The 18,896-nt window shown below is 59.2% G+C and carries 18 protein-coding genes; 13 read left to right on the top strand and 5 right to left on the bottom strand.

Annotated elements, in window-relative coordinates; genetic code table 11:
- Positions 1-422: 422 nt before the first annotated feature.
- From ABQJ48_RS26725 to imuA, 4 genes are read right to left on the bottom strand one after another with little or no spacing between them, the layout of a single operon-like run.
- Entirely contained in the window at positions 423-1,382 is a 960-nt protein-coding gene (locus ABQJ48_RS26725) for an SOS response-associated peptidase family protein (RefSeq protein ID WP_367840968.1), read from the bottom strand.
- A 46-nt stretch (positions 1,383-1,428) separates the two neighbouring features.
- The gene (locus tag ABQJ48_RS26720) at positions 1,429-4,578 is read right to left on the bottom strand and encodes an error-prone DNA polymerase (RefSeq protein WP_367840967.1); all 3,150 of its coding nucleotides are present in this window, start codon (positions 4,576-4,578) and stop codon (positions 1,429-1,431) included.
- Positions 4,579-4,584: 6 nt separating this feature from the next.
- Positions 4,585-6,054 carry a Y-family DNA polymerase gene (locus ABQJ48_RS26715; RefSeq protein WP_367840966.1) on the bottom strand — a complete coding sequence of 490 codons (1,470 nt, stop codon included), beginning with the start codon at positions 6,052-6,054 and terminating at the stop codon, positions 4,585-4,587.
- Positions 5,984-6,691 (bottom strand): translesion DNA synthesis-associated protein ImuA, encoded by a 708-nt coding sequence (gene imuA / locus ABQJ48_RS26710; protein WP_367840965.1) that lies wholly within the window; start codon positions 6,689-6,691, stop codon positions 5,984-5,986. The genes ABQJ48_RS26715 and imuA overlap by 71 nt, the downstream gene beginning before the upstream one ends.
- A 4-nt stretch (positions 6,692-6,695) precedes the next feature.
- Here imuA and ABQJ48_RS26705 point away from each other — a divergent pair, with 4 nt between their 5' ends.
- From ABQJ48_RS26705 to ABQJ48_RS26675, 7 genes are all read left to right on the top strand, one after another.
- The gene (locus ABQJ48_RS26705) at positions 6,696-7,094 is read left to right on the top strand and encodes a hypothetical protein (RefSeq protein ID WP_367840964.1); all 399 of its coding nucleotides are present in this window, start codon (positions 6,696-6,698) and stop codon (positions 7,092-7,094) included.
- A gap of 346 nt (positions 7,095-7,440) precedes the next feature.
- Positions 7,441-7,659: a hypothetical protein gene (locus tag ABQJ48_RS26700; RefSeq protein WP_093646340.1), complete on the top strand. Its 219-nt coding sequence runs from the start codon at positions 7,441-7,443 to the stop codon at positions 7,657-7,659.
- A gap of 591 nt (positions 7,660-8,250) precedes the next feature.
- Positions 8,251-9,279: a tRNA 2-selenouridine(34) synthase MnmH gene (mnmH, locus tag ABQJ48_RS26695; protein WP_367840963.1), complete on the top strand. Its 1,029-nt coding sequence runs from the start codon at positions 8,251-8,253 to the stop codon at positions 9,277-9,279.
- 258 nt (positions 9,280-9,537) lie between these two features.
- Positions 9,538-10,596, top strand: coding sequence for a hypothetical protein (locus ABQJ48_RS26690; protein WP_367840962.1), 1,059 nt, complete (start codon positions 9,538-9,540; stop codon positions 10,594-10,596).
- Positions 10,597-10,910: 314 nt separating this feature from the next.
- Positions 10,911-11,174 (top strand): hypothetical protein, encoded by a 264-nt coding sequence (locus tag ABQJ48_RS26685; protein ID WP_367840961.1) that lies wholly within the window; start codon positions 10,911-10,913, stop codon positions 11,172-11,174.
- Positions 11,175-11,188: 14 nt separating this feature from the next.
- Positions 11,189-11,908 carry an autoinducer binding domain-containing protein gene (locus tag ABQJ48_RS26680; protein ID WP_115783671.1) on the top strand — a complete coding sequence of 240 codons (720 nt, stop codon included), beginning with the start codon at positions 11,189-11,191 and terminating at the stop codon, positions 11,906-11,908.
- Positions 11,886-12,866 (top strand): fatty acid desaturase, encoded by a 981-nt coding sequence (locus ABQJ48_RS26675; protein WP_367840960.1) that lies wholly within the window; start codon positions 11,886-11,888, stop codon positions 12,864-12,866. Before ABQJ48_RS26680 ends, ABQJ48_RS26675 begins: the two co-directional genes overlap by 23 nt.
- A gap of 71 nt (positions 12,867-12,937) precedes the next feature.
- On the opposite strand, the gene ABQJ48_RS26670 is transcribed toward ABQJ48_RS26675, so the two are convergent.
- Positions 12,938-13,225, bottom strand: a complete 288-nt coding sequence (locus tag ABQJ48_RS26670; protein WP_097397551.1) for an Arc family DNA-binding protein — start codon at positions 13,223-13,225, stop codon at positions 12,938-12,940.
- A gap of 526 nt (positions 13,226-13,751) precedes the next feature.
- On the opposite strand from ABQJ48_RS26670, the gene ABQJ48_RS26665 reads away from it, so the two are divergent.
- The 6 genes from ABQJ48_RS26665 (at position 13,752) to ABQJ48_RS26640 (ending at position 18,876) form a co-directional block, all read left to right on the top strand.
- A complete protein-coding gene (locus ABQJ48_RS26665; protein WP_367840959.1) occupies positions 13,752-14,411 on the top strand; it encodes a lytic transglycosylase domain-containing protein in 660 nt (219 codons plus the stop codon).
- A gap of 140 nt (positions 14,412-14,551) precedes the next feature.
- On the top strand, positions 14,552-14,827 hold the full coding sequence (locus tag ABQJ48_RS26660) for a hypothetical protein (RefSeq protein WP_367840958.1): 276 nt from the start codon (positions 14,552-14,554) through the stop codon (positions 14,825-14,827).
- 7 nt (positions 14,828-14,834) lie between these two features.
- On the top strand, positions 14,835-15,272 hold the full coding sequence (locus ABQJ48_RS26655; RefSeq protein WP_367840957.1) for a VirB3 family type IV secretion system protein: 438 nt from the start codon (positions 14,835-14,837) through the stop codon (positions 15,270-15,272).
- Entirely contained in the window at positions 15,272-17,842 is a 2,571-nt protein-coding gene (locus tag ABQJ48_RS26650) for a VirB4 family type IV secretion system protein (protein WP_367840956.1), read from the top strand. Before ABQJ48_RS26655 ends, ABQJ48_RS26650 begins: the two co-directional genes overlap by 1 nt.
- Before the next feature lie 25 nt (positions 17,843-17,867).
- Positions 17,868-18,641: a TrbJ/VirB5 family protein gene (locus ABQJ48_RS26645; protein ID WP_367840955.1), complete on the top strand. Its 774-nt coding sequence runs from the start codon at positions 17,868-17,870 to the stop codon at positions 18,639-18,641.
- Positions 18,631-18,876, top strand: coding sequence for a hypothetical protein (locus tag ABQJ48_RS26640; protein WP_367840954.1), 246 nt, complete (start codon positions 18,631-18,633; stop codon positions 18,874-18,876). The genes ABQJ48_RS26645 and ABQJ48_RS26640 overlap by 11 nt, the downstream gene beginning before the upstream one ends.
- Positions 18,877-18,896: the final 20 nt, after the last annotated feature.

Here is an 18,896-nt window from a genome sequence, read left to right as displayed (position 1 = left end):
AGGCGTGAGACGAGCATGTTCCCTCGCCCCCGCTGCGGGAGAAGAGCCTTCAAGAAGATAACAGGATGGATTCTCATGACTGTATAAATATACAGTCATTGGGCTTTGTTGCAGTTGCAATTCCGAACGAATTTGCGCCGTAGACCGACATGTGTTCGGACTCCGCTCTCAGCGACCTTATTTCGGCTCATCTAGGTTCCGACCAAATGCGCGCCAGTGGACCAGCGATGGGCGGCCGCATGGCCGCGGCACGCTGTGGTCGGCGACCGCAGCTCACATTCCGCAATCCGCCTGAAGCGGACATCCAAGTGACGATCCCGGCGGTCTGCTCCTGGCTGCACCGGACTTTAGGTAGTGGGCGACGGTCCGACCTGCTTATGTGCACCGGGGCTGAGCAAAATGTCGTTCTCGACTTGTGCTGCTCAGGCCGCCATTCGGTGTCCGTAGTAAGGGCGATAGCGATCGTCGAGGATCGCGTATTGTGCCGCGAGATTGCGTGGATCGGGATTGAGCCACGCGTCAATATGCTCCGGCTTGATGGGAATGATGCAGCGATCGTGGCCGGCTGCGGCAACTTCAGGGGGCGGCTCATCAGTGATGGCCGCGAAGGAGAGCAGATCAGGCTCGCCGGGGCTTTGCCAGTGCGACCCCAGGCAGGCGATAAGCATGTCCTGAGCAGGCTGCGGCTTGAATTCCAGGACCACGTTTTCCTCCAGTTCGCCTTCAGCGAGCTCGCGTCCTTCCAGGCGATGTCGTTTCACGTTTTCATAGAACGCATTCGCGACGATAAGACCGTGCGAATACTCAAAAAGTCCTTTCCAGAAGCCTTCAAGGTTGTCAAACCTGGCATTGTAAAGTCCGGGATATTTCTTGTCGTAGACCGCAGGCTTGCCAACCGGGCGACAGTGATATCGCATCGGCTTGATGACACGCTTGCCGTCTTCCATGATCATCACCGGAGCATAGTTGCCGGGGAAAATTCTCGAATCGCGGTCTTTCAGTTCGGTGCGCCGGAGATCGTCGATCCCGCGCAGCGCCGCCTCGATCTTGTTAATCGCGATCCGTTTGCTTTCGGTGGCCGCCTTCGTCGTTTTGCCCTGAAGTGTGCGTTCCGCGTCGGCGAGTCGCGCGCGCTGTTTGAACAATTCCTGCTCCAGTCGTGTTGCCTGCTCGACGTTGAACCGGTCGATCGCTTCCTTGATCCGCCGTTCCTCGTCGGTCTGGGGAGCCGAGAACGCGGCGTCCATCGCCTTCGGAATCCTGACATTGCTGCCCTCGGCGCGCTCCCAGTACAGCTGCGCGAACTCCCGGATGCTCATGTGCGCGCCAAACATCCTGACGTACTTGCGGTAGTCCGCCTGGATCTGGGCTGAATAGCACATGGTTGCTCTCCCTGAAGAAAGTTGCGCCAATATGGTACGCTGGTTCCTAATGGAAGTTTCGCGTCGACGTGACGAGCGTGCCCAGTAGGTGTGACATGTCTACCAGCCGCTGTGCAATCAGGTGTCGTACTTCCCCCTGGCATTGCCACGTACCATAGACGGCTAGCAGTGACGCACCCAGCGCTTCCTGCCGCTGTTTTTCAAGCAAACCCGGCCACACGATCACGTTCACGTTACCGGTCTCGTCTTCGAGCGTCACGAACATCACACCCTTGGCCGTGCCCGGACGCTGACGCACGGTGACGAGCCCGCAGCCACGGGCGAGTCGTCCATCGCGATAGGTGCGCAGCGTCGACGCCGGCATCAGCCTGTTCGCGAGGAGTTGCGGCCTGAGCAGTTCAAGTGGGTGCCGGCTAAGCGTCAGGCCCACTGAACGGTAATCAGCAACGATGTCGTTTGCCTCGGTTGGCGCACCGAGAGCTGGCGTCTCGTCCTGAACGGCCGCTGTCGCGAGCATGTCCTTGTCTGGTACCGCTGCAACGGATTGCCACAGCGCTTCACGGCGATTGCCGGCGAGGGAGGTGAGCGCGTTGGCATCGGCCAGTACATGAAGATCCTTGCGGTCCAGTTGCGCGCGGCGTGCAAGATCGTTGACGCTTTCGAAAGGCCGAACCGCGCGTGCATTCTCGATGCGTTCCGCCGCGCCGTCTTTCATGCCTCGCAGTAGCGACATACCGAGCCGGACGGCAGGTCTTCCGGCGCCTTGCAGATTTACCAGTGCGGAGTCCCAGCCACTGATTGTCACGTCGACGGGCAGGACTTTGACACCGTGACGTTGCGCGTCCTGCACCAATTGTGATGGTGAGTAAAAGCCCATCGGCTGTGAATTCAGCATGGCTGCCAGAAACGCCTCCGGCTCGTGGCACTTCAACCAGCTGCTTGCGTACACGAGCAACGCAAAACTGGCCGCGTGACTCTCCGGAAAACCGTATTCACCGAAGCCTTTGATCTGTTCGAAAATGGATTCGGCGAAGGCGAGGGTATAGCCGCGCTCCTGCATGCCATGAACGATCCGGTCGTAATATTTTTCCAGTCCGCCTTTACGTTTCCAGGCGGCCATCGCGCGGCGCAGCTGGTCGGCTTCGCCGGCGGTAAAACCGGCCGCCAGAATCGCGACCTGCATGACCTGCTCCTGAAAGATCGGAACGCCGAGGGTTCGTCCCAGTGCGGTCTTCAGCGCGTCGCTCGGGTACGAGACCGGCTCGAATCCCTGGCGTCGCTGCAGGTAGGGATGCACGGCGCCGCCCTGAATCGGACCTGGGCGGACGATCGCCACCTCGATCACGAGGTCATAGAAAGTCCGGGGCTGCATCCGCGGCAGCATGCTCATCTGGGCCCGGGATTCGATCTGGAAAACACCAACCGTGTCTGCAGCCGAAATCATCTCGTAGGTCTGCGGATCCTCGGCAGGTATGTCCTGCATTTCGAAACGCTCGCCGCGCTGCTCCGACACAATATCAAGCGCGCGCCGGATGGCCGAGAGCATGCCGAGTGCAAGGACGTCGATCTTCAGCAGACCGAGCGCTTCGAGGTCGTCCTTGTCCCACTCGATGACCGACCGGTCCTCCATTGCAGCATTCTCGACAGGCACGAGACGCGTCAGCTTGCCGCGACTGATGACAAAACCACCCGAGTGCTGGGAGAGATGGCGCGGGAAGCCAAGCAATTGCGATGTGAGCTTCGCCCACGCCTGAATCAGCGGCTTTTCCGGATCGAGGCCGGATTCCCTGAATCGCGCAAGCAGATCCTGACTCGTATCAAACCAGTGATGCGACTTTGCGACGACGTCAACGATCTGGGGATCAACGCCAAGCGCCTTCCCCGTTTCGCGCAGCGCACCGCGCGGTCGATAGGTTGAGACCGCCGCCGCAATTGCTGCGCGGTCGCGGCCGTACTTGCGATAGATGTACTGGATGACTTCTTCGCGGCGCTGATGTTCAAAGTCGACATCGATATCCGGCGGCTCGCCACGCTCCTTCGAGATGAAGCGCTCAAAAAGCATGTTGCCGCGAGCCGGGTCCACCTCGGTTACGCCGAGGCAATAGCAGACGGCAGAGTTAGCCGCGGAGCCGCGCCCCTGGCAGAGGATGCTCTGGCTACGTGCAAAGCGCACGATGTCGTACACCGTGAGGAAGTAAGGTTCGTACTGGAGGTCCGCTATCAGTTCAAGCTCATGCTCAATCTGTTCCTGCACCTTGTGCGGAATACCCGACGGAAAGCGTCGTTGTGCGCCGATGTACGTTTCCTGCCGCAGATAGGCGGCAGGGGTGAAGCCGGTCGGAACGAGTTCGTCCGGATACTCGTAGCGCAGTTCATCCAGCGAGAAAGTGCAGCGGCTTGCAATATCAACGGTTGCGGCAAGTGCGTCGTCGGGGTACAGGTTCGCCAGCCGTAGTCTGGAGCGCAGGTGCTGCTCGGCATTCTGTGTCAGGTCATAGCCGCACTCATGCACCGGCCTGCGAACGCGGATCGCGGTCATGGTGTCCTGCAGCGGCTTTCGCGAGCGCACATGCATGACGACGTTGCCCAGCGCGACAACCGGGACGTCGTGATTGCGTGCTACAAATTCGACCGAGCCCCGATGGATGTCATCCATCGCACGCTGGTGCAGCACAAGTCCCACCCAGGCGCGACCCGTGAACGTGTCATCGAGCCATTCGGCCTGTGCTGCCAGCACGTCTTCTTTCGCCGGAAAGTCCGGTACGAGAATGGCCAGGCAGTCGGGCAGGCCGCGCAGGTGCCGGTTTTCCCTGTCGGGCCTCGACAGGTCCTGCGGCGTCAGGCGGTATTCGCCTTTCGGTGCGCGTGTACGGGCCAGCGTAATCAGCTCGGACAGGTTGCCGTATCCCTCGCGGTTTCTGGCGAGGAGAATCAGCCCGAACGCGGGTGATCCGTCAGCGTTCACCAGACGGAAGTAGGACCCCACGATAAACGGCAGCTTTGCCTGCTTCGCTGCAACGTGTGCGCGCACGGCGCCAGCCAGCGAGCACTCGTCGGTGACGGCCAGCGCTGAATAGCGCAGTTGCTCCGCGCGCTCAGCCAGTTCTTCCGCATGGGAGGCGCCGTGCAGAAAAGTGAAGTTGGAAAAGCAGAACAGCTCGGCATAAGCCGGCAGGGTGGAAAAGGTGGCGTCCATGGCGTGTCATCCGAACAGGCCATGCAGGAACCACCGCTGGTCTTCTTCGGCGTCCCGACTGCTGACGCGTTCGCGGTATATCCAGAAGCAGCTCTGGTCTTCGCCCTGGGCGACGAAGTAGTCCCGGGTGACCAGTTCGCCATCAAACCACCCGGCCTCGATGCGCTCGCCCGGAGACACCATGCGTAGCGGCGAGCCGTAAAACGGCCGGTGTTTGCGCATGAGCAGACGCACCGGTTTTGCCAGAAGCCATGTGGGTCGTGGAAGTCCTTCAGGCAGCACGGTGCTTTTCGACGCACTTGCGACAGGCACCCATCGATTGGCAATTTCAGGTCTGTAATCCGCGGTTGGCGCAGGCCGGAGTACGTTCTCCTCGCCGAGTCGTGCAACCAGCAATTCGACAAGACGGGAGTGGTCCTCGGCCGAGCCGCCAGGCTCCGGGAACAGCGTGTCCGAAGCAGGCACTGCGGGTTGCACACTGGACGCATCGAGCCGCAAGGCAATGACTGGTGCAGTCAGCTCGATCCGTCCAAGGCGCTCCCTGATGAGGCGAACAAGATGATCCTCACGCCACGTTGGCTCGCCGAGCGCGATCCCGATCGGGGTCGGCTCAATTGCCTGCCGTCCGCGCTCGTGCTCCAGCAGGAGGGTCGCGCCTGTCAGGGCCAGCTGTTTTGCGCACAGCCAGCCACATAGCTGGACGACGAGACGATGCGCGCCAAAGAGCGCTGCTTCCGCATGCTCGATGCGGTCGGGCATTTCAATGCGGGCGGAGAACGTCGGGGGCAGTTCCAGCCAGTCAAAGAGTTCGGGCGCAGTGCCAAAGGCCCGGTCCAGCGAATCAAGGAGGTGTTCGCCGCAACGGCGCTGCAGACCAGCACGCGGCAACCGTCGTACATCGGCGATCGTTTCGCAGCCCAGTCCCGCGAACCAGTCAGCGAACGGTCGAACCTCCGGCACCGACAGCAATGGCAATGCGGACAGTTGCCGCTCAAGCGATTCCATCTTGAGTACACGCCGGTTCCGGTGTTTCGCGAGCAGCCATGCACCTTGACCTGTGGGCGCGGCACTTATTCGCGCGGTCAGTCCAATTGCGTCGAGTATCGCTTTCGCCTGGCGGCACACCGCAAGCAGACCGCCGAACAGACGCAGGCTCGCACCGATGTCGACGACCACGACGGCCTCGTCGAGCATGGCGACATCTGGCGAGAATCTCATGAGCGCGATCGCCACTTCCCGCTGCACTCCATATTCACGGCCCGGCTCGCGTTCGTACATCTCCACTCCCGGAGTGAGCGTCAGCACACCGCCGCGTTTCATGCCAACCCGCACGCCCGCAGACCTGGCTACCCCGTCTGCGATGAGCACCTTGTCCCTGTCCAGGACCACGCAGCCATGTGCGGGCTCAGGCAGCCACTTTGGTCGGAAGACCTCGAGTTGCAACCGGGGCAAGTGGACGGCGAGAAATACGCGCATGGTGCGAAAACAGAACAGGAGTTGGTTGAAGTGGGATGGACAGAGGTTCCGCGCGTGCTGGACCTCGTCGCTTCGCAATATCGACGGTCAGACCGTCGCGTTCTGGCCTGAGCGCCAGTCGTAAAACGGCAGGGGACGCATCCTGCGCGGCCGCCAGGGGACGAACCATGAAAAAAAGCGTCTCCGAAGACTGCGCGGCCAGATGTAGTCGCCGCAGTGAGGCCGTCTGGACGTACTGCGTCCAGAACAGCAACGCGCCGCAACTTCCGGCACGCAGAATCTGCTCGGCGGACCACAATGCGTCGGCCGTCTTTGCGGCGCGAATCTGCAGCAGCTTTTCCGGAGAAAGACCGATGTACTCGAGACCGAGGCCGTTCGGAACATGCGGCGGCTGAACCATCGCAACTGGCCGTTTGCCCAGTGTGCTGAGCGCAGGGCGAAGCAACCGCATCTCTCCCACGCCGGCCTGCTGGACCAGCAGGTCGATGAGCGCGCCGATCGGCCATCCGCCGCCGGGCAGCTCTGCTGAAAGCGCCGCGTAGCCGGTATCGACCGTCCTGCCACGACCGCGCGCAAGCTGCGCAGCCCGCCACAGGGACGGGTGTATTGCTTCCGGAATGGGGGACGGGACGGTCATTGAATTGCGCAAATACCTGTATGAATGTACAGTATCCTACACGGAAATTCGTAGCGATGAACGGACACTTTTTTCGGGAGAAGCTTCATGGATATGCGAGCTCGCAAAACCCGTCAGCCATCCGATGCCAGAAATTGCGGCGTTTGTCGCCGACATGAAATCTGCGTTTGGCGAGCATGAAATCGATGAAGCCATTCGTCGCGGACGAGCCGGGGAGCCGACGTTCTTTGCGTGCGAAAATGGCCGCTCGGTGGGTACCGCTAGTCCGGTGGAAACGGATGTCTGGCTTGTTGACGGTGCCGTGCGCGACCGCCACTACTGTGACGGCTGCGACGGGTCGTGCGTCGGAGGGGAGGTATCCTGCAGCGACAGATTGAATCGCATCGCCAAGGAGAAACGATAGTGAAACTGGTTGGATGCGGGTTGCTTTTACTGGCGTGTACTTCGCCCGTGTTTGCAGGTGAGCGCTACATAGAAATCTGGAATCCGCCCGAAACTCGAGGTGGATTGCTTCAGGGAGCGGGCGCGACGAATTCGCTTACGCACAAGCGGCGTGTGCCCCATTTGTTAAAAGCACGGGCGCATCGCACGCCGACCACCGCCGCCAGGCTCGCCGTGAAGCAGGGAGCTGCCGGTGCAGGTACGCGACGCGTTACGCCTGACGTCTCGGAAATCCCCCGTCTGATCACGCCCGAGGGAAATGTACTGCGTGTTGACGCTCACGACTCGTATGTTGAGGTTGTGCGCTGATGGAATCGGGAAGCTACAACGGATACCGCATCTTCGGTCACGCCATACTTCAGCAAGAGGACGTCCTTTCACCTGAGCAATACGCAGGCAGCGGAACCATCACCCGCGACACAAAGATAGTTGAAGCCTCGGGGGTACTCGGTGTTTTTGATACGGAAGAAGAGGCTCAGTTCGCCGGACTTGGTTGGGCACGTGCGTGGGTCGATAGCCACGGCTAGTACCTCGCTGGCGTCGGTCCGCGGCAACCTATGCAGGGACGAAATCAGTGCTCCAACGTCGGCGACGTGCGTGAAGCTCGTGCTCAAAAACACAGTGCTCCACTCCCAGCTGCTTCTGCTCCACGGCCAGCAGGTCGATGTGCGATCGCTGTTGCCCCCGTCTACACTCGATGTCAAACCGTAGGTCAGCGCGTGCGCTCCTTGAACTGCGGAGAGTTTCTTTCGGGGCCGGTCGTCTCGCAAACCGCATGGCCAACAGACTTTACAAGGTCTTCATCATGCATACGGCACTCGCCGGACAGAGTTGCGCAAACTGCATACTCGCCTGCAGTCCAGAGGACGCGCGGCCACGATTCACCGCTGCATATGCGGCTTGCGGGAAAAAGTCCGTAATCGTCGTTGTAAGCAACCGCAACTCCGATATGCCGGACGCGCTCGCCAGGTCTTCCGCGTGAGTCAGCAGCGGTGACAGACGTGCCCAGTAGGGCTTGCCAGAGAGGCAAGGGGTTCGTACCATGCCTGCACTCGACCGGTTGTCTGGATGGCGTAGAGAAAATTCGTTGTACGCCAAAAATTACAAGGCAGGTGGGCATGTACCGATTCGAAGATTACGACCTCATCATCGACGCGCGCAGCGAACGCGAATACGCCGTGGATCACATCCCTGGCGCAATCAACCTCCCCGTGGTCAGCAATGACGAATACGCCGAGGTCGGCACCTTGCATCGGACCGACAAAATGCGGGCATATCTGATCGGCGTGTCCTATTCGCTGAAAAACATTTCGCGTCACCTTGACACCGTAATTGCGGGCCGCCCACGTCATGGCAGGGTGCTTGTGTATTGCTTTCGCGGCGGAAAGCGCAGTCGACTTTGGTTTGATGCTCTCGATACGGTCGGCTATAAGGTGGACCGTCTACCTGGTGGCTGGAAGGGCTATCGACGGTGGGTCAATGAGCAACTGACAAAGCTACCGCGCGAGTTCTCGTATGTGGTCCTGTCAGGCTCGACTGGTTGTGGAAAGACTCGATTGCTCGATCAACTCGAAGCCGTCGGTGCGCAGGTCTTGAACCTGGAGGCGCTCGCGTCTCACCGGGGCTCGGTTATTGGTGCGATACCTGGTACCCCGCAGCCGACGCAGAAATACTTTGATAGCCTGCTGCAACAAAAGCTTAGTACTTTCTCGCCCGGCCGCACGGTGTGGGTGGAAGCAGAGAGTAAGAAGATTGGCAACGTGCAGTTACCGCAAGCGCTGCTCGAAACGATGCATACGAAGGGCAAGCCAGTCTGCGTGAATGCGCCGATGGTCCAGCGAGTCATATTGTGGCGAGAGGACTATCACCATTTCGAGCAAGATCCGGACGCCTTCGTATCGAAACTCGCCTCTCTGCGGAGCCTTATCGGAGGCAAAGAGTTCGAGGTGTGGCAGGAAATGGCCAGAACACGGCAAATACCCGAGTTGTTCGAGCGGGTTATGGTCGCGCACTACGATCCCGCCTATGCACGTTCGACACGGCGCAGTTATCCCGCACTTGCAGACGCACCAGTCGTTGACTTGCAGGAACTGTCGCCAGACAGTCTCCGCGCCGTGGCGCTTGCGCTCATTCAGCGCTTCGGCTAAACGACCCTTATCTCAATCTCACTAAAACCGTGTCATTGCCCATCGCCCCAGCGATACGGGTGGAATAGGGCATATTTGCCATGTCGTCTATGCGAGAAGCATATGGACGCAGAGAAATTTCCACCTTGTAGCAGTGGGTACCTTTCTTCGTGTTTCCGTTTGTAACTAAATTGGTGGAGGGGAAGGGAGGGCGGGTATGGTCATATCTTATGAATTGATCTAATCGGGACAGATTGACTGATTGGGATTGCTTCAAATATGACCACGACGATCGAAGACCGCATGATCTTGCTCCTGAATGAGCAGGCACGCCTCGCGCCAAGTGAAGACGAAAGGCCAAAGGGCGCACTTCGCAGGGCGTTCGGTACACTCCCGAGGCCCGAGCCTGGCCGGGGTTACTTGGAGCGGCTGACGGAATACACCCGTATTTCCATTCAGCGCTGGCGTAAGGTGTTTCATCGTCGACAACGACCCACGCCAGACATGATCGAGGCGCTGGCACGTCTTTTCCCGCACTATGCTTTCTGGCTTGTCACGGGCATTACAGACGCGGCCAATGGCCATGTTGCACCGGATAACGCGCAAACATTTCCGGAGCGCCTGTATGCGCAGTCAGATGGCGCATCCCACTATTTCCGCAAATCACTGGTTCTATTTCGTCGCCTGTTCGAGGAGTCGGGCGTCAATCTGCAAGATGACCATCAGCGCATGTATGCAGCGGAGCGCACCAGACCGCTCGCTCACTGGCACGACAGCCCGCTTGTCGATGCGGCTTACCGGATTTCTCAATCCTGGGAGTACTGCGAGCTGCATGAGATCTGGGAATCCCGCGAGAAGTACCGGGCTGATGACCTGAAACGCATCTGGCCAACATCCCCTAATGATCGGCCGTGGGTGCAGCGTGCGAAGGAAGCAAAGGAGCAGGGCCTTTCGTTTCCCATACTGGGCTTCGATCCCCGCACATCGCACCAGGACCACTGCGATCTTTACTACGTCCCGCGAGCGCGCTGTCCAACGCGCTTCGCATTGAGCGTTCTAAACATATCGCCGGCGGATCTGACTGACGAGGAGTTGAAGCGCCTGCGAACATGGTTGGAGCAGTTGCAGGACGATGACCTGTTCGTGTTCTTTCAGTATCTCGAGCATCACGGCATCGACCGCGAGTTAATTTTCCCGTTGGAGCCCGGAACCATACGATTCGCATGGCTCGGGATGGCCGACGCCGAGATAGAAAAGTTCGTTAATTACGTGCAAAGCCAGCGTTTGAGTGGACCGCGCGATAAGTATCCAGCGCGGATGGGCAGAAGGCTGGCGTAGCACTCGGGTGCATGACGTGGCCCGGCGATTCGCCGGAGTGAAGATGATTGTTGTATTGGAAACTATGAGCGACTGTATCAGCATTGTGTGCCCTTCTTGTGGGGCCGATCACGGTGATGATGGATGGGAAGTCTTGCAGGAAAACGAAGTCCATCAAATGAAGTGCGAAGTCTGCCGCGTGGAATTTTTCGTATCGATCTTCGAGTGCGAAAGATGCGTGGCCGACAATGTGATTTCGTCTCTGTCTGAGCATGAAGTCAAGAATCGGACGTGTCGAGCGTGCGGACATCGCCCCGAGATCGAAGGCGAGGATTATGAAGAACCTTGTCTATGAACGAGCCGTTAGTGCCGATGTTGAGCAGGTGGGCATTCGTCTCTATCAGGTGCCAGGCGGTTTCATTGCGGAAAGGTATTTGATTCAGGGTGACGAACTTATGCTGGTTCAGATTATGCCGATCTCATCAAAAGGCGAGTTTGAAAAGTTCGCGCTTTCGGACCCACATCATTCGGTGATGCGGGCGATTTATATGGAAGTGCGAAACATTGTCTGGGCGGATGGAATTGGTGAAGTAATCTAGATGGGTCGACCGTAATGGAACTGAGCTTTGATGCCGTTATAAACGCAGCGGATGAATTGGAGTTGATACCGCTTGTTAGCGACGCAATTCGATCGAAGGGAGCGGAATGGTTTGTGTTCGTTTCGTTGCATCCTACCGATCATTCAGCCAGTCGCTCCACTCATCGATTCCTGATCGGTTGTCGCCCTGAATGGTGCCAACTGTACAACGCGAACCGATGGTATTTGACGGACCCTTGTCTCGATTACGCACGATCGAACACTGCGCCGGTGTTGGGCTCGGAGTTGCCAGTCCGGACTGCTGGGCAAAAGCGGATGCTTGAGGTTGCCGCGGAACACGGATTTCTCAGCACGTTCCTCATTCCTGCGCACGCTAGCGAGAAAGGCCGGATCGGAGCTCTCTACCTCGGTTCGAGCGTGAAGCCCGAGGAAGGTGAGCCGAAACTCAGAGAGGGGAGGGCATTTTTCCGGGCCCTGGCGTTGGAGCTCCTCGATTGGTCATCGCGGGGAGTGCGAGAAGATGCGATCAGAAAGTGTGGCCTTTCACAACAGGACGTGCAGCTGATTGGATTCGTAAGATCTGGCTTCAATGCAGGTGCGATCGCCGATGAGCTGAAGGTGTCTTCGACGACTGTCTACAGGCAGTTCCAACGGATCAACGAAAAGATTGGCGTTTCGCACATTACCGCGGCGGTGCGGTTCGCGGAAGAAAATGACATCTTTGCGCAGCAATAAGGGCGGGTTCTGGCTGTCGACGCTATTACCAGCGACCGCGACGGCATTCTTCATTTACCGGCATCCCTGGCTGTTTTTGCTGTTCTTGGTTGCGGTGGTTCCGGCCGCTGACGCGCTTATCGGGCAGGACGTGGAGGTCACAAACCAGAGGGCGAGCCGAGCGCCGAGCGGTCCTGTAGTCCCGGTCACTTACATTTGCGTGTGGGGCGCTGCGGTGCTTGTTGCCCTCGAAAGAGCGATGACCGCGAGGACGCTGGAGTTTGCCGGCCTCGTTATTGCCTCGGGGGTGGTGAGTGCTTTCGCGATGGCGCACATTCACGAGGTAATGCACCGGGGCGGGCGTGTATCCAGGTTGATCTCCGACGTAGCGCTAGCAGTCGCTGGATACCCTCACTACCGAGTCGTACATCAACTCCACCACGGACATGTCGGCGATCCGCGATTTGGCTCAACGGCCCATGTTGACCTGTCGGTTTGGTGTCACGTCGGCCGCTCCTTCTTCTCGGCGCTGAGATCCGCTATTGCTTACGAGCTAAGTCAGGCCCGCAGTTGGAGGGGAAGCCGGCTCCTGCAGATCGTCCCGGTCAGCGTAGCCGTCGTGAGTCTTTTCGCGTGGTTTGGTGGGTGGCGTGGGGCGGTCTTCTACGCGGGGCAGGGCATAGTCTCTGTCTTCGTCGTAGAGGCGGTTGGCTACCTGCAGCACTATGGCCTGTGTGGTAGTCCTGACGACCTGGGCGATCAGATTGCGTGGGACGTTAATTTCTGGTTGTCCAATCGCCTATTCGTAAATAACGGGCTTCACACCCACCATCATCTTGAGCAAACGCAGGCCTATGATCGTCTGGTTCACGCCGGGAGAGCGCTTCCTGGCGGCTATCTGCACATGTTTGGCCTGGCGTTAATTCCACCGCTGTGGTTCTCAGTCATGAACCATAGGCTACCAAAGACAAGCGACTAGCATAAAACACTTGCGGCCGCAAGGCTAAGTGGGCCTCTTGAATTCGTCACATCATCTGTTGGAAAGTGTCACTACGGTGTTGTCTTGGTAGTGCGCTTGCGTGCGACAAGAGCGAGCATGCGTTCGGCGAACATCGTTATCTCATCTGGGGTCATGAGCTCGGCGAGAGACATCGTAGTGACGGTTTCGCGTAATTCGTCGACATCGGTATCGTCGCGGACACTGAGCTGGGGATAGGTCGACTCCAAACGCGCGACCAGCTCAGCGTTGAGTGAGCGCTGATTCTTCGTGGCGGATTCGTTCAACTGGTGGTAGAGGGACCACGGTAGCCGGAATTGTGAGCGGTAGCTGTCTTTCATAGTGACATTTGACACTACGTTGGCGCTGGAATATAGTGACAGTGTGTCACTGAATCGTAGTGACTATAAAGCACCAGAGGAGAGAGAATGGGTGACATCGTTCGCTCGCAGTGTCGACTCCCCCGAGAGCTAAATGAGTGGCTCATCGATCGGGCAAAGCACGAGGCACGGTCAAAAAATGCGCAGCTGATTGTTGAGCTTCGTACTCGTCGGGCCGAACTGGAAGATGAGGCAGTCTGCAAGGAGTGCGCGTCGGATGCGCCCCCCGCATCGCCAACGTCGCGACAGGAGGAGGTGTCAGAAGGAGATTAAGTTGGTTCGCATCGTGTGGGCCGGATCTTGGCGAGGTAACGCCAGACAGGGAAGGGCAGGCGTGGAGGTACGGGTAGTAGAAGCGGTCAGCGTCGATATTGCGAGCATTGACGCCGACCTGACCAGTTGCTGAAACCTGAGAGGTCGACAGTGGCTAAAGCCATTATATCGTTCGGGCGCAGCCAACGATCGAGCGTTGGTGAAGGGGGAAGTCATGCTTGATTTCAACTCCCTGGCCCAGCAATGCGCACCGAACGTCCACCCCACGACACTTCAGGCGGTCGTGAGAACTGAATCCGGCTTCAACCCATACGCGATCGGCGTCGTTGGTGGCCACCTTGTTCGCCAGCCGCGCGATCGCGCTGAAGCGGTGGTGACGGCGAAAGCGCTCAATGCACAAGGCATTAATTTCAGCATGGGGCTTGGACAGGTCAACAAGGCCAATCTTGCCCGCTACGGATTGACCTACGAAACGGCCTTCGATCCGTGTGCGAACCTGCGCGCGGGCAGCGCGATACTGCGCGACTGTTATGAGCGTGCGATTGCGGCATTGGGGCAGGGTGCGCCGGCATTGCGTGCTGCGATCAGCTGCTACTACAGCGGCAATTTCACGCGCGGCGAGTCAGCCGACGCTGGCGGCACCAGTTACGTACAGCGAGTTGTTGCCAACGCCCAGATGGCGGCAGGTTCAACCAACGTCGTTCCTGCGATTCCTGTTGTGATGGACAGTCAGTCCGACAGACCAGCACGCGCAGCAGCGCCCGATGCCAAAACATCTTCCGCGCACCGCAGTGGCGCAAAACAACGGCAGGACATACCGCACCCGTCATGGGACGCATTCGGCGATTCCGCTTGTGACAACGACTGCAACTGACCTGAGCCGCGACGACGCGGCCTGATCTCAACCACGTGAAAGGAGAAGACATGTATCGCAATACGAAGCCCACGACCGTGAAATTAGTACAACTGAAAGGTTATTCATATCGCATATCAATGCGGCGAATCGCAACCCATATGCGCCAGACGATAGCCTTCGGCATCGCAATCGGTCCGGAACTTGCATTCGCGGGTGGTGGGCTCGATTCGGCGACGCAGGGCGCGAACACCTTCAAGATCTGGCTCTACTCGTTCCTTGGCGTCGTCGCGGCCTGCGTGCTGATGTGGAAAGGGGCGGAGTGCTGGGCCGATCGCGCGCACTGGAGCGAGTTTGTGACGATGTGCGGCAAGGTGGCGGCGGTGGGCTCGGTGGTCGGCGTGCTCGCACCGTATCTGTGGAACATGTTCAGCTGAGCACGCCATGTCGGACGAAAAAACCCGCTATCCTGGATTCAACGGCCTTGGCCGCACGGCTGCCATCTGGGGCGTCCCCTATATGGCGATGCTGGTTGTCGTCGTCGCGTCGATGTTTGTCGGCGTGCTGATTTCCTTCTTCGTGGGACCAGGCGGTCTGCTATTCGTTTTCCTGGGCTTTCCGGTGCTGCTGTATTTCAAGCACATCTGCGAAACCGACGACCAAGGCCTGCGGATCATGTGGCTGGAATTGCGTTGCCGCTTCTACTTCTGGCAGCTGCGGGTCCGCGCGCGGCTAAATGCCGGGCGAGCCGCCCCACGCTTCGGCAATACCGCTACGCTCGCGCCGCTGCGATACGGACGGCAGCGCCGCGTCTATCGCGATTTTTTCAAACAGTTGTCCAAGGGTGAGCGCCGGCTGCGTGAGCCCGATTCGGAGGCCTGATGCAAAGCAGACCCGCCGTCACCAGCGAAATCCTCGGCGCGATCGGCGCCGTGGAAGACTGGATTCCGAAGTACGGGCATCCGGTCACGAAACACGTACAGCACCTTGAGGGCAACCGGTTCATGGTGACGCTGGCCATGCGCGGCGTGCCGTTCGAGGTGCACGAGAACGTCGCGATGGAGCGTATGTTCGATCGCGATACGGAAGCGTACAGCAAGCTTGGTCGCGACCTGGGTGGCCGCCTTGGCTATCACGCAACGTTCGTGCGACAGCGCGTGAGTTTTGATCGTGTGTACCGGTTCAAACAACGCTTCCTGCAGTGGTTCGTACGCGAGTACATCGGGCGACGTTTCGGAGACGAAAAGTTCTTTGAGAACCGATACTACCTGTCGCTGATCCTGAAATACGAGGAGTTCGACGACGGGCTGAAAGAAGTCGGGTCTCTCGCACAACAGGCGCTGCTGCAGTTCGCCGAGTATGAAGCCGAGTTGCTTGAAGTGTACGAGCGCAGGCACATGAACGGCACGAAGATGCTGTTCTCGCCCTTGTATGGGCTCGTCAGTTATCTCGTCAATGGAAAGTCTGGCGATCTGCCGGTCGCAGCGGAACCCGGCACCGATGTCATCCTGTCGAGCCATCTGCACTTTGGGTACAACACGCTCGAGATCGGGGCGAGCGACGTGCCGCCGTACCGGCGCGTTGCAACCTGCCTCGACCTTCGCAGTTGCCCGGAGAAACCGGGCTGGGGCCAGCTCGACCCGTTGATCACGTTGAACATGGAATTCACGATTACGCATACGTTCAACTGCATGACGGGCTTCGAGTCCAACCGGACCATCGATTCGGCAATCAACAAGCTGGAGTCGGCCGGTGACAAGGCGAAGCATCAGGTCAAGGAATTGCGCGACGCACAGGGTTATGTGAACACGGGTGAACTCTCGTTCGGCGAATATCACGGCGCGGCAGTTATCTACGGCGAAACAGCGAAAGAGGCACTGGAGAACGCCGACAGGTTTGCATCGCGCTCACGCAACGAGTGTGGGGTTGAATGGTCGCCCGCGACGGGTTCTGCTCCGTTCACGTACTTCTCGCAGGTCCCGGGCGCTGCGGTCAAACCGCGTCCGAAAGTGCAGTCCTCGCGCAATTTTGCGGCGATGTACACCTGCCATGACTACTCGTCGGGCAAGGCGGAAGGTAACCCGATCGGTGACGGGTCAGCCGTCATCCCGTTTCGCTCGGATTCGGGCGTGTACAACTACAGCTCGCACGCGAGCCGGCTGGGGGACATCAACGTCTCGGAGAAAGTGGCCGGGCATTTTGAAGCGAAAGGCACGACCGGCAGCGGGAAATCTACGGTCATCGTAGCGGCGACCGGCATGCTGTCCCGCTTCGATCCGATGCTGTACGTGCTGGACAAGGGGCGGGGCTGGGAAGTGTTCATCCGGGCGATGGGCGGCGCCTATGTCTATCTGGAGAAAGGCAAGCCGACCGAATGGGCGCCGTTCGAGCTCGCCGACACACCAGACAATCGCGAATTCCTGTACGGGCTCGTCGAACTGTGCGGCCGCAAGAACGGTTTCGACCATCAGGGTAAGCCAATCAGGATTGACCTGACGGCCGGCGAGAAGATTCACTGCCGCAACGCCGTCGATGCGGTAATGGGGGTCGATGACGTTCGGCTGCGCCGCTTCAGCCTGCTACTGGACAGCATTCCCGACGAAGGCGACGACGGCCTGCGCGCACGTCTGTCGATCTGGTGCAAGTCGGAGGGCGGCCGGTTCTGGTGGGTGTTCGATAACCCGCCCAATCTCTCATTGAACATGAGCGAGCAACGCTGGATCGGGTTCGATGTTGAGGCGTTTCTTGTCGAAAACTATGAGCCGTCGGAGCCCGCGTTTGCATATCTGTTCCATCTCAAAAAACTGATGCGTCGGGAAGGCACCCTGATGCTGACGGTGATCGAAGAGTACTGGCTGCCGCTGCGCTTTCGCACGATCCGCGAGCAGATCGAGGAAACGCTGGCTAGCGGGCGTAAGGAAGGTGAATTTATGGGACTGATCACGCAACAGCCGGAGCAGGCGCAGCGTGCGGCAGACCTGTTTCCCGCGCTGCGCAGTCTGGTCGCGACGAAGATCTGGCTGGCCGATCCGGCGGCCGAAGAAGAGGCTTATCTGCGTGACGGCATGACCCGCAAGGAGTTCAAGGAATTCAAAAAACTCACGCCACAGTCGCGCCGATTCCTGATCAAGCAGGGCACCCAGTCGGCGTTCGCCAGTTTCGACCTTAACGGGTTTGGGGACGCGATTGCGGTGTTCTCTGGCGATCGCGAGAACGCACTGATCTGCGACGGGGTGCGCGCCGAGTTTGGCGACGATCCGGACGTCTGGCTGCCCGTCTATCTGGAACGCGTGTTCGAACGCAAGCTGCGCACGCGGCTCGCGGCGAAGCACGGCGCCGATGAGTGCTTGTGGTCCGCCGAGCTGCAGCGCGGCCTCGAGCGCAAGCGTGCCGAGCTTGCGCAGATTTATCCACCGGGTAATCAGCCGGTTGACGACGAAGTTTTTGCCTGATGTGCTGCAACCCAAGGAGGGAACGATGAACAGCACCGATGTCTATCCGGCCGTGCGCCGGCCGGTTGACCCAGCGATCTGGAACCTTCGCGAGGCGCTGCGGGCACGATCAACGCGCGCCGGCATGAGCGCCTTTGCCTACCTGCCGGGAATGACGCTTTGGCCTCGTCGGATTCTGGTCGCGTTGTTGTGCGCGTGTGCGTTTTCACAGGCTCACGCGCAGGGTGTGCCGACCATCTCGCCGGCGGAGCTCGCGCAACAGATGATGCAGGTCGAGCAGCTGGGGCAGCAGATCCAGAATCAGGAAGACCAGTACCGTGCGCTGACTGGCAACAGCAGTTTCGGCAACATCATGAACGATGCGTCGCTGCGTAACTACCTTCCGGAACAGTGGCAAAACATTTACGACCAGGCGAAAAACGGCGGTCTCTCGGGTATCAGTTCGTCGATGCGGTCGATCGAGCAGCAGGAAAGCATGACCGGCGCCAGCACGCCCGGTCAGCAGCGCTATTACGACACGCTCGCGGCCAACAAGGCGATGAACGAGCAGGCGTACAGCGCGACGATGGCGCGCCTGAACAACATCCAGGCGCTCATGCAGCAGTCCAACATGACGCAGGATCCGGCGCAAAAGGCTGATCTGCAGAACCGGATGGCGGCCGAAGAGGCGATGGTCACAAATGACCAGACGCGCCTGCAGCTCACCGCGCAGTTGCAGAAAACAGAGCTGCAGCTTGCCGAACAGCAGCGCGACCGTGAATTCGACAACGCATTCCTGGGGAAAACCAATGGTCAATAAGACACTTCTAGGCTCAATCATCGCTTTGCTGGTCGCGATCGCCGGCTACCTCGGATACCTCGCGTGGGATCGTCACCAGCACAACCTGCAGGAAGAGCAACAGCGGCAGCAGGATCTGAAGTTCGATGCGGCGTTTCTCGGCACGACGCCTGAGAAACTTGCCGCTGAGCGTAAGGCGAAGGGTATCAACGCTGCAAGCGACGATGCCGAAGCCCGCGCGGCCGGGCTGAAGTAATCCGGCTCGTCCATCAATCA

It is taken from the genome of Paraburkholderia suaedae, from assembly GCF_040812055.1.
Lineage (GTDB): Bacteria > Pseudomonadota > Gammaproteobacteria > Burkholderiales > Burkholderiaceae > Paraburkholderia.
Note: the sequence above shows the minus strand (reverse complement) of the source record. Positions and strands in the feature narration are given on the sequence as shown.

What these genes read in the sequence shown, in the direction of transcription:
- ABQJ48_RS26725 (WP_367840968.1), bottom strand. Translation starts at nt 1,382, where the DNA reads ATGTGCTATTCAGCCCAGATCCAGGCGGACTACCGCAAGTACGTCAGG.
- ABQJ48_RS26720 (WP_367840967.1), bottom strand. Translation starts at nt 4,578, where the DNA reads ATGGACGCCACCTTTTCCACCCTGCCGGCTTATGCCGAGCTGTTCTGC.
- ABQJ48_RS26715 (WP_367840966.1), bottom strand. Translation starts at nt 6,054, where the DNA reads ATGCGCGTATTTCTCGCCGTCCACTTGCCCCGGTTGCAACTCGAGGTC.
- imuA (WP_367840965.1), bottom strand. Translation starts at nt 6,691, where the DNA reads ATGACCGTCCCGTCCCCCATTCCGGAAGCAATACACCCGTCCCTGTGG.
- ABQJ48_RS26700 (WP_093646340.1), top strand. Translation starts at nt 7,441, where the DNA reads ATGGAATCGGGAAGCTACAACGGATACCGCATCTTCGGTCACGCCATA.
- mnmH (WP_367840963.1), top strand. Translation starts at nt 8,251, where the DNA reads ATGTACCGATTCGAAGATTACGACCTCATCATCGACGCGCGCAGCGAA.
- ABQJ48_RS26690 (WP_367840962.1), top strand. Translation starts at nt 9,538, where the DNA reads ATGACCACGACGATCGAAGACCGCATGATCTTGCTCCTGAATGAGCAG.
- ABQJ48_RS26685 (WP_367840961.1), top strand. Translation starts at nt 10,911, where the DNA reads ATGAAGAACCTTGTCTATGAACGAGCCGTTAGTGCCGATGTTGAGCAG.
- ABQJ48_RS26680 (WP_115783671.1), top strand. Translation starts at nt 11,189, where the DNA reads ATGGAACTGAGCTTTGATGCCGTTATAAACGCAGCGGATGAATTGGAG.
- ABQJ48_RS26675 (WP_367840960.1), top strand. Translation starts at nt 11,886, where the DNA reads ATGACATCTTTGCGCAGCAATAAGGGCGGGTTCTGGCTGTCGACGCTA.
- ABQJ48_RS26670 (WP_097397551.1), bottom strand. Translation starts at nt 13,225, where the DNA reads ATGAAAGACAGCTACCGCTCACAATTCCGGCTACCGTGGTCCCTCTAC.
- ABQJ48_RS26665 (WP_367840959.1), top strand. Translation starts at nt 13,752, where the DNA reads ATGCTTGATTTCAACTCCCTGGCCCAGCAATGCGCACCGAACGTCCAC.
- ABQJ48_RS26660 (WP_367840958.1), top strand. Translation starts at nt 14,552, where the DNA reads ATGCGCCAGACGATAGCCTTCGGCATCGCAATCGGTCCGGAACTTGCA.
- ABQJ48_RS26655 (WP_367840957.1), top strand. Translation starts at nt 14,835, where the DNA reads ATGTCGGACGAAAAAACCCGCTATCCTGGATTCAACGGCCTTGGCCGC.
- ABQJ48_RS26650 (WP_367840956.1), top strand. Translation starts at nt 15,272, where the DNA reads ATGCAAAGCAGACCCGCCGTCACCAGCGAAATCCTCGGCGCGATCGGC.
- ABQJ48_RS26645 (WP_367840955.1), top strand. Translation starts at nt 17,868, where the DNA reads ATGAACAGCACCGATGTCTATCCGGCCGTGCGCCGGCCGGTTGACCCA.
- ABQJ48_RS26640 (WP_367840954.1), top strand. Translation starts at nt 18,631, where the DNA reads ATGGTCAATAAGACACTTCTAGGCTCAATCATCGCTTTGCTGGTCGCG.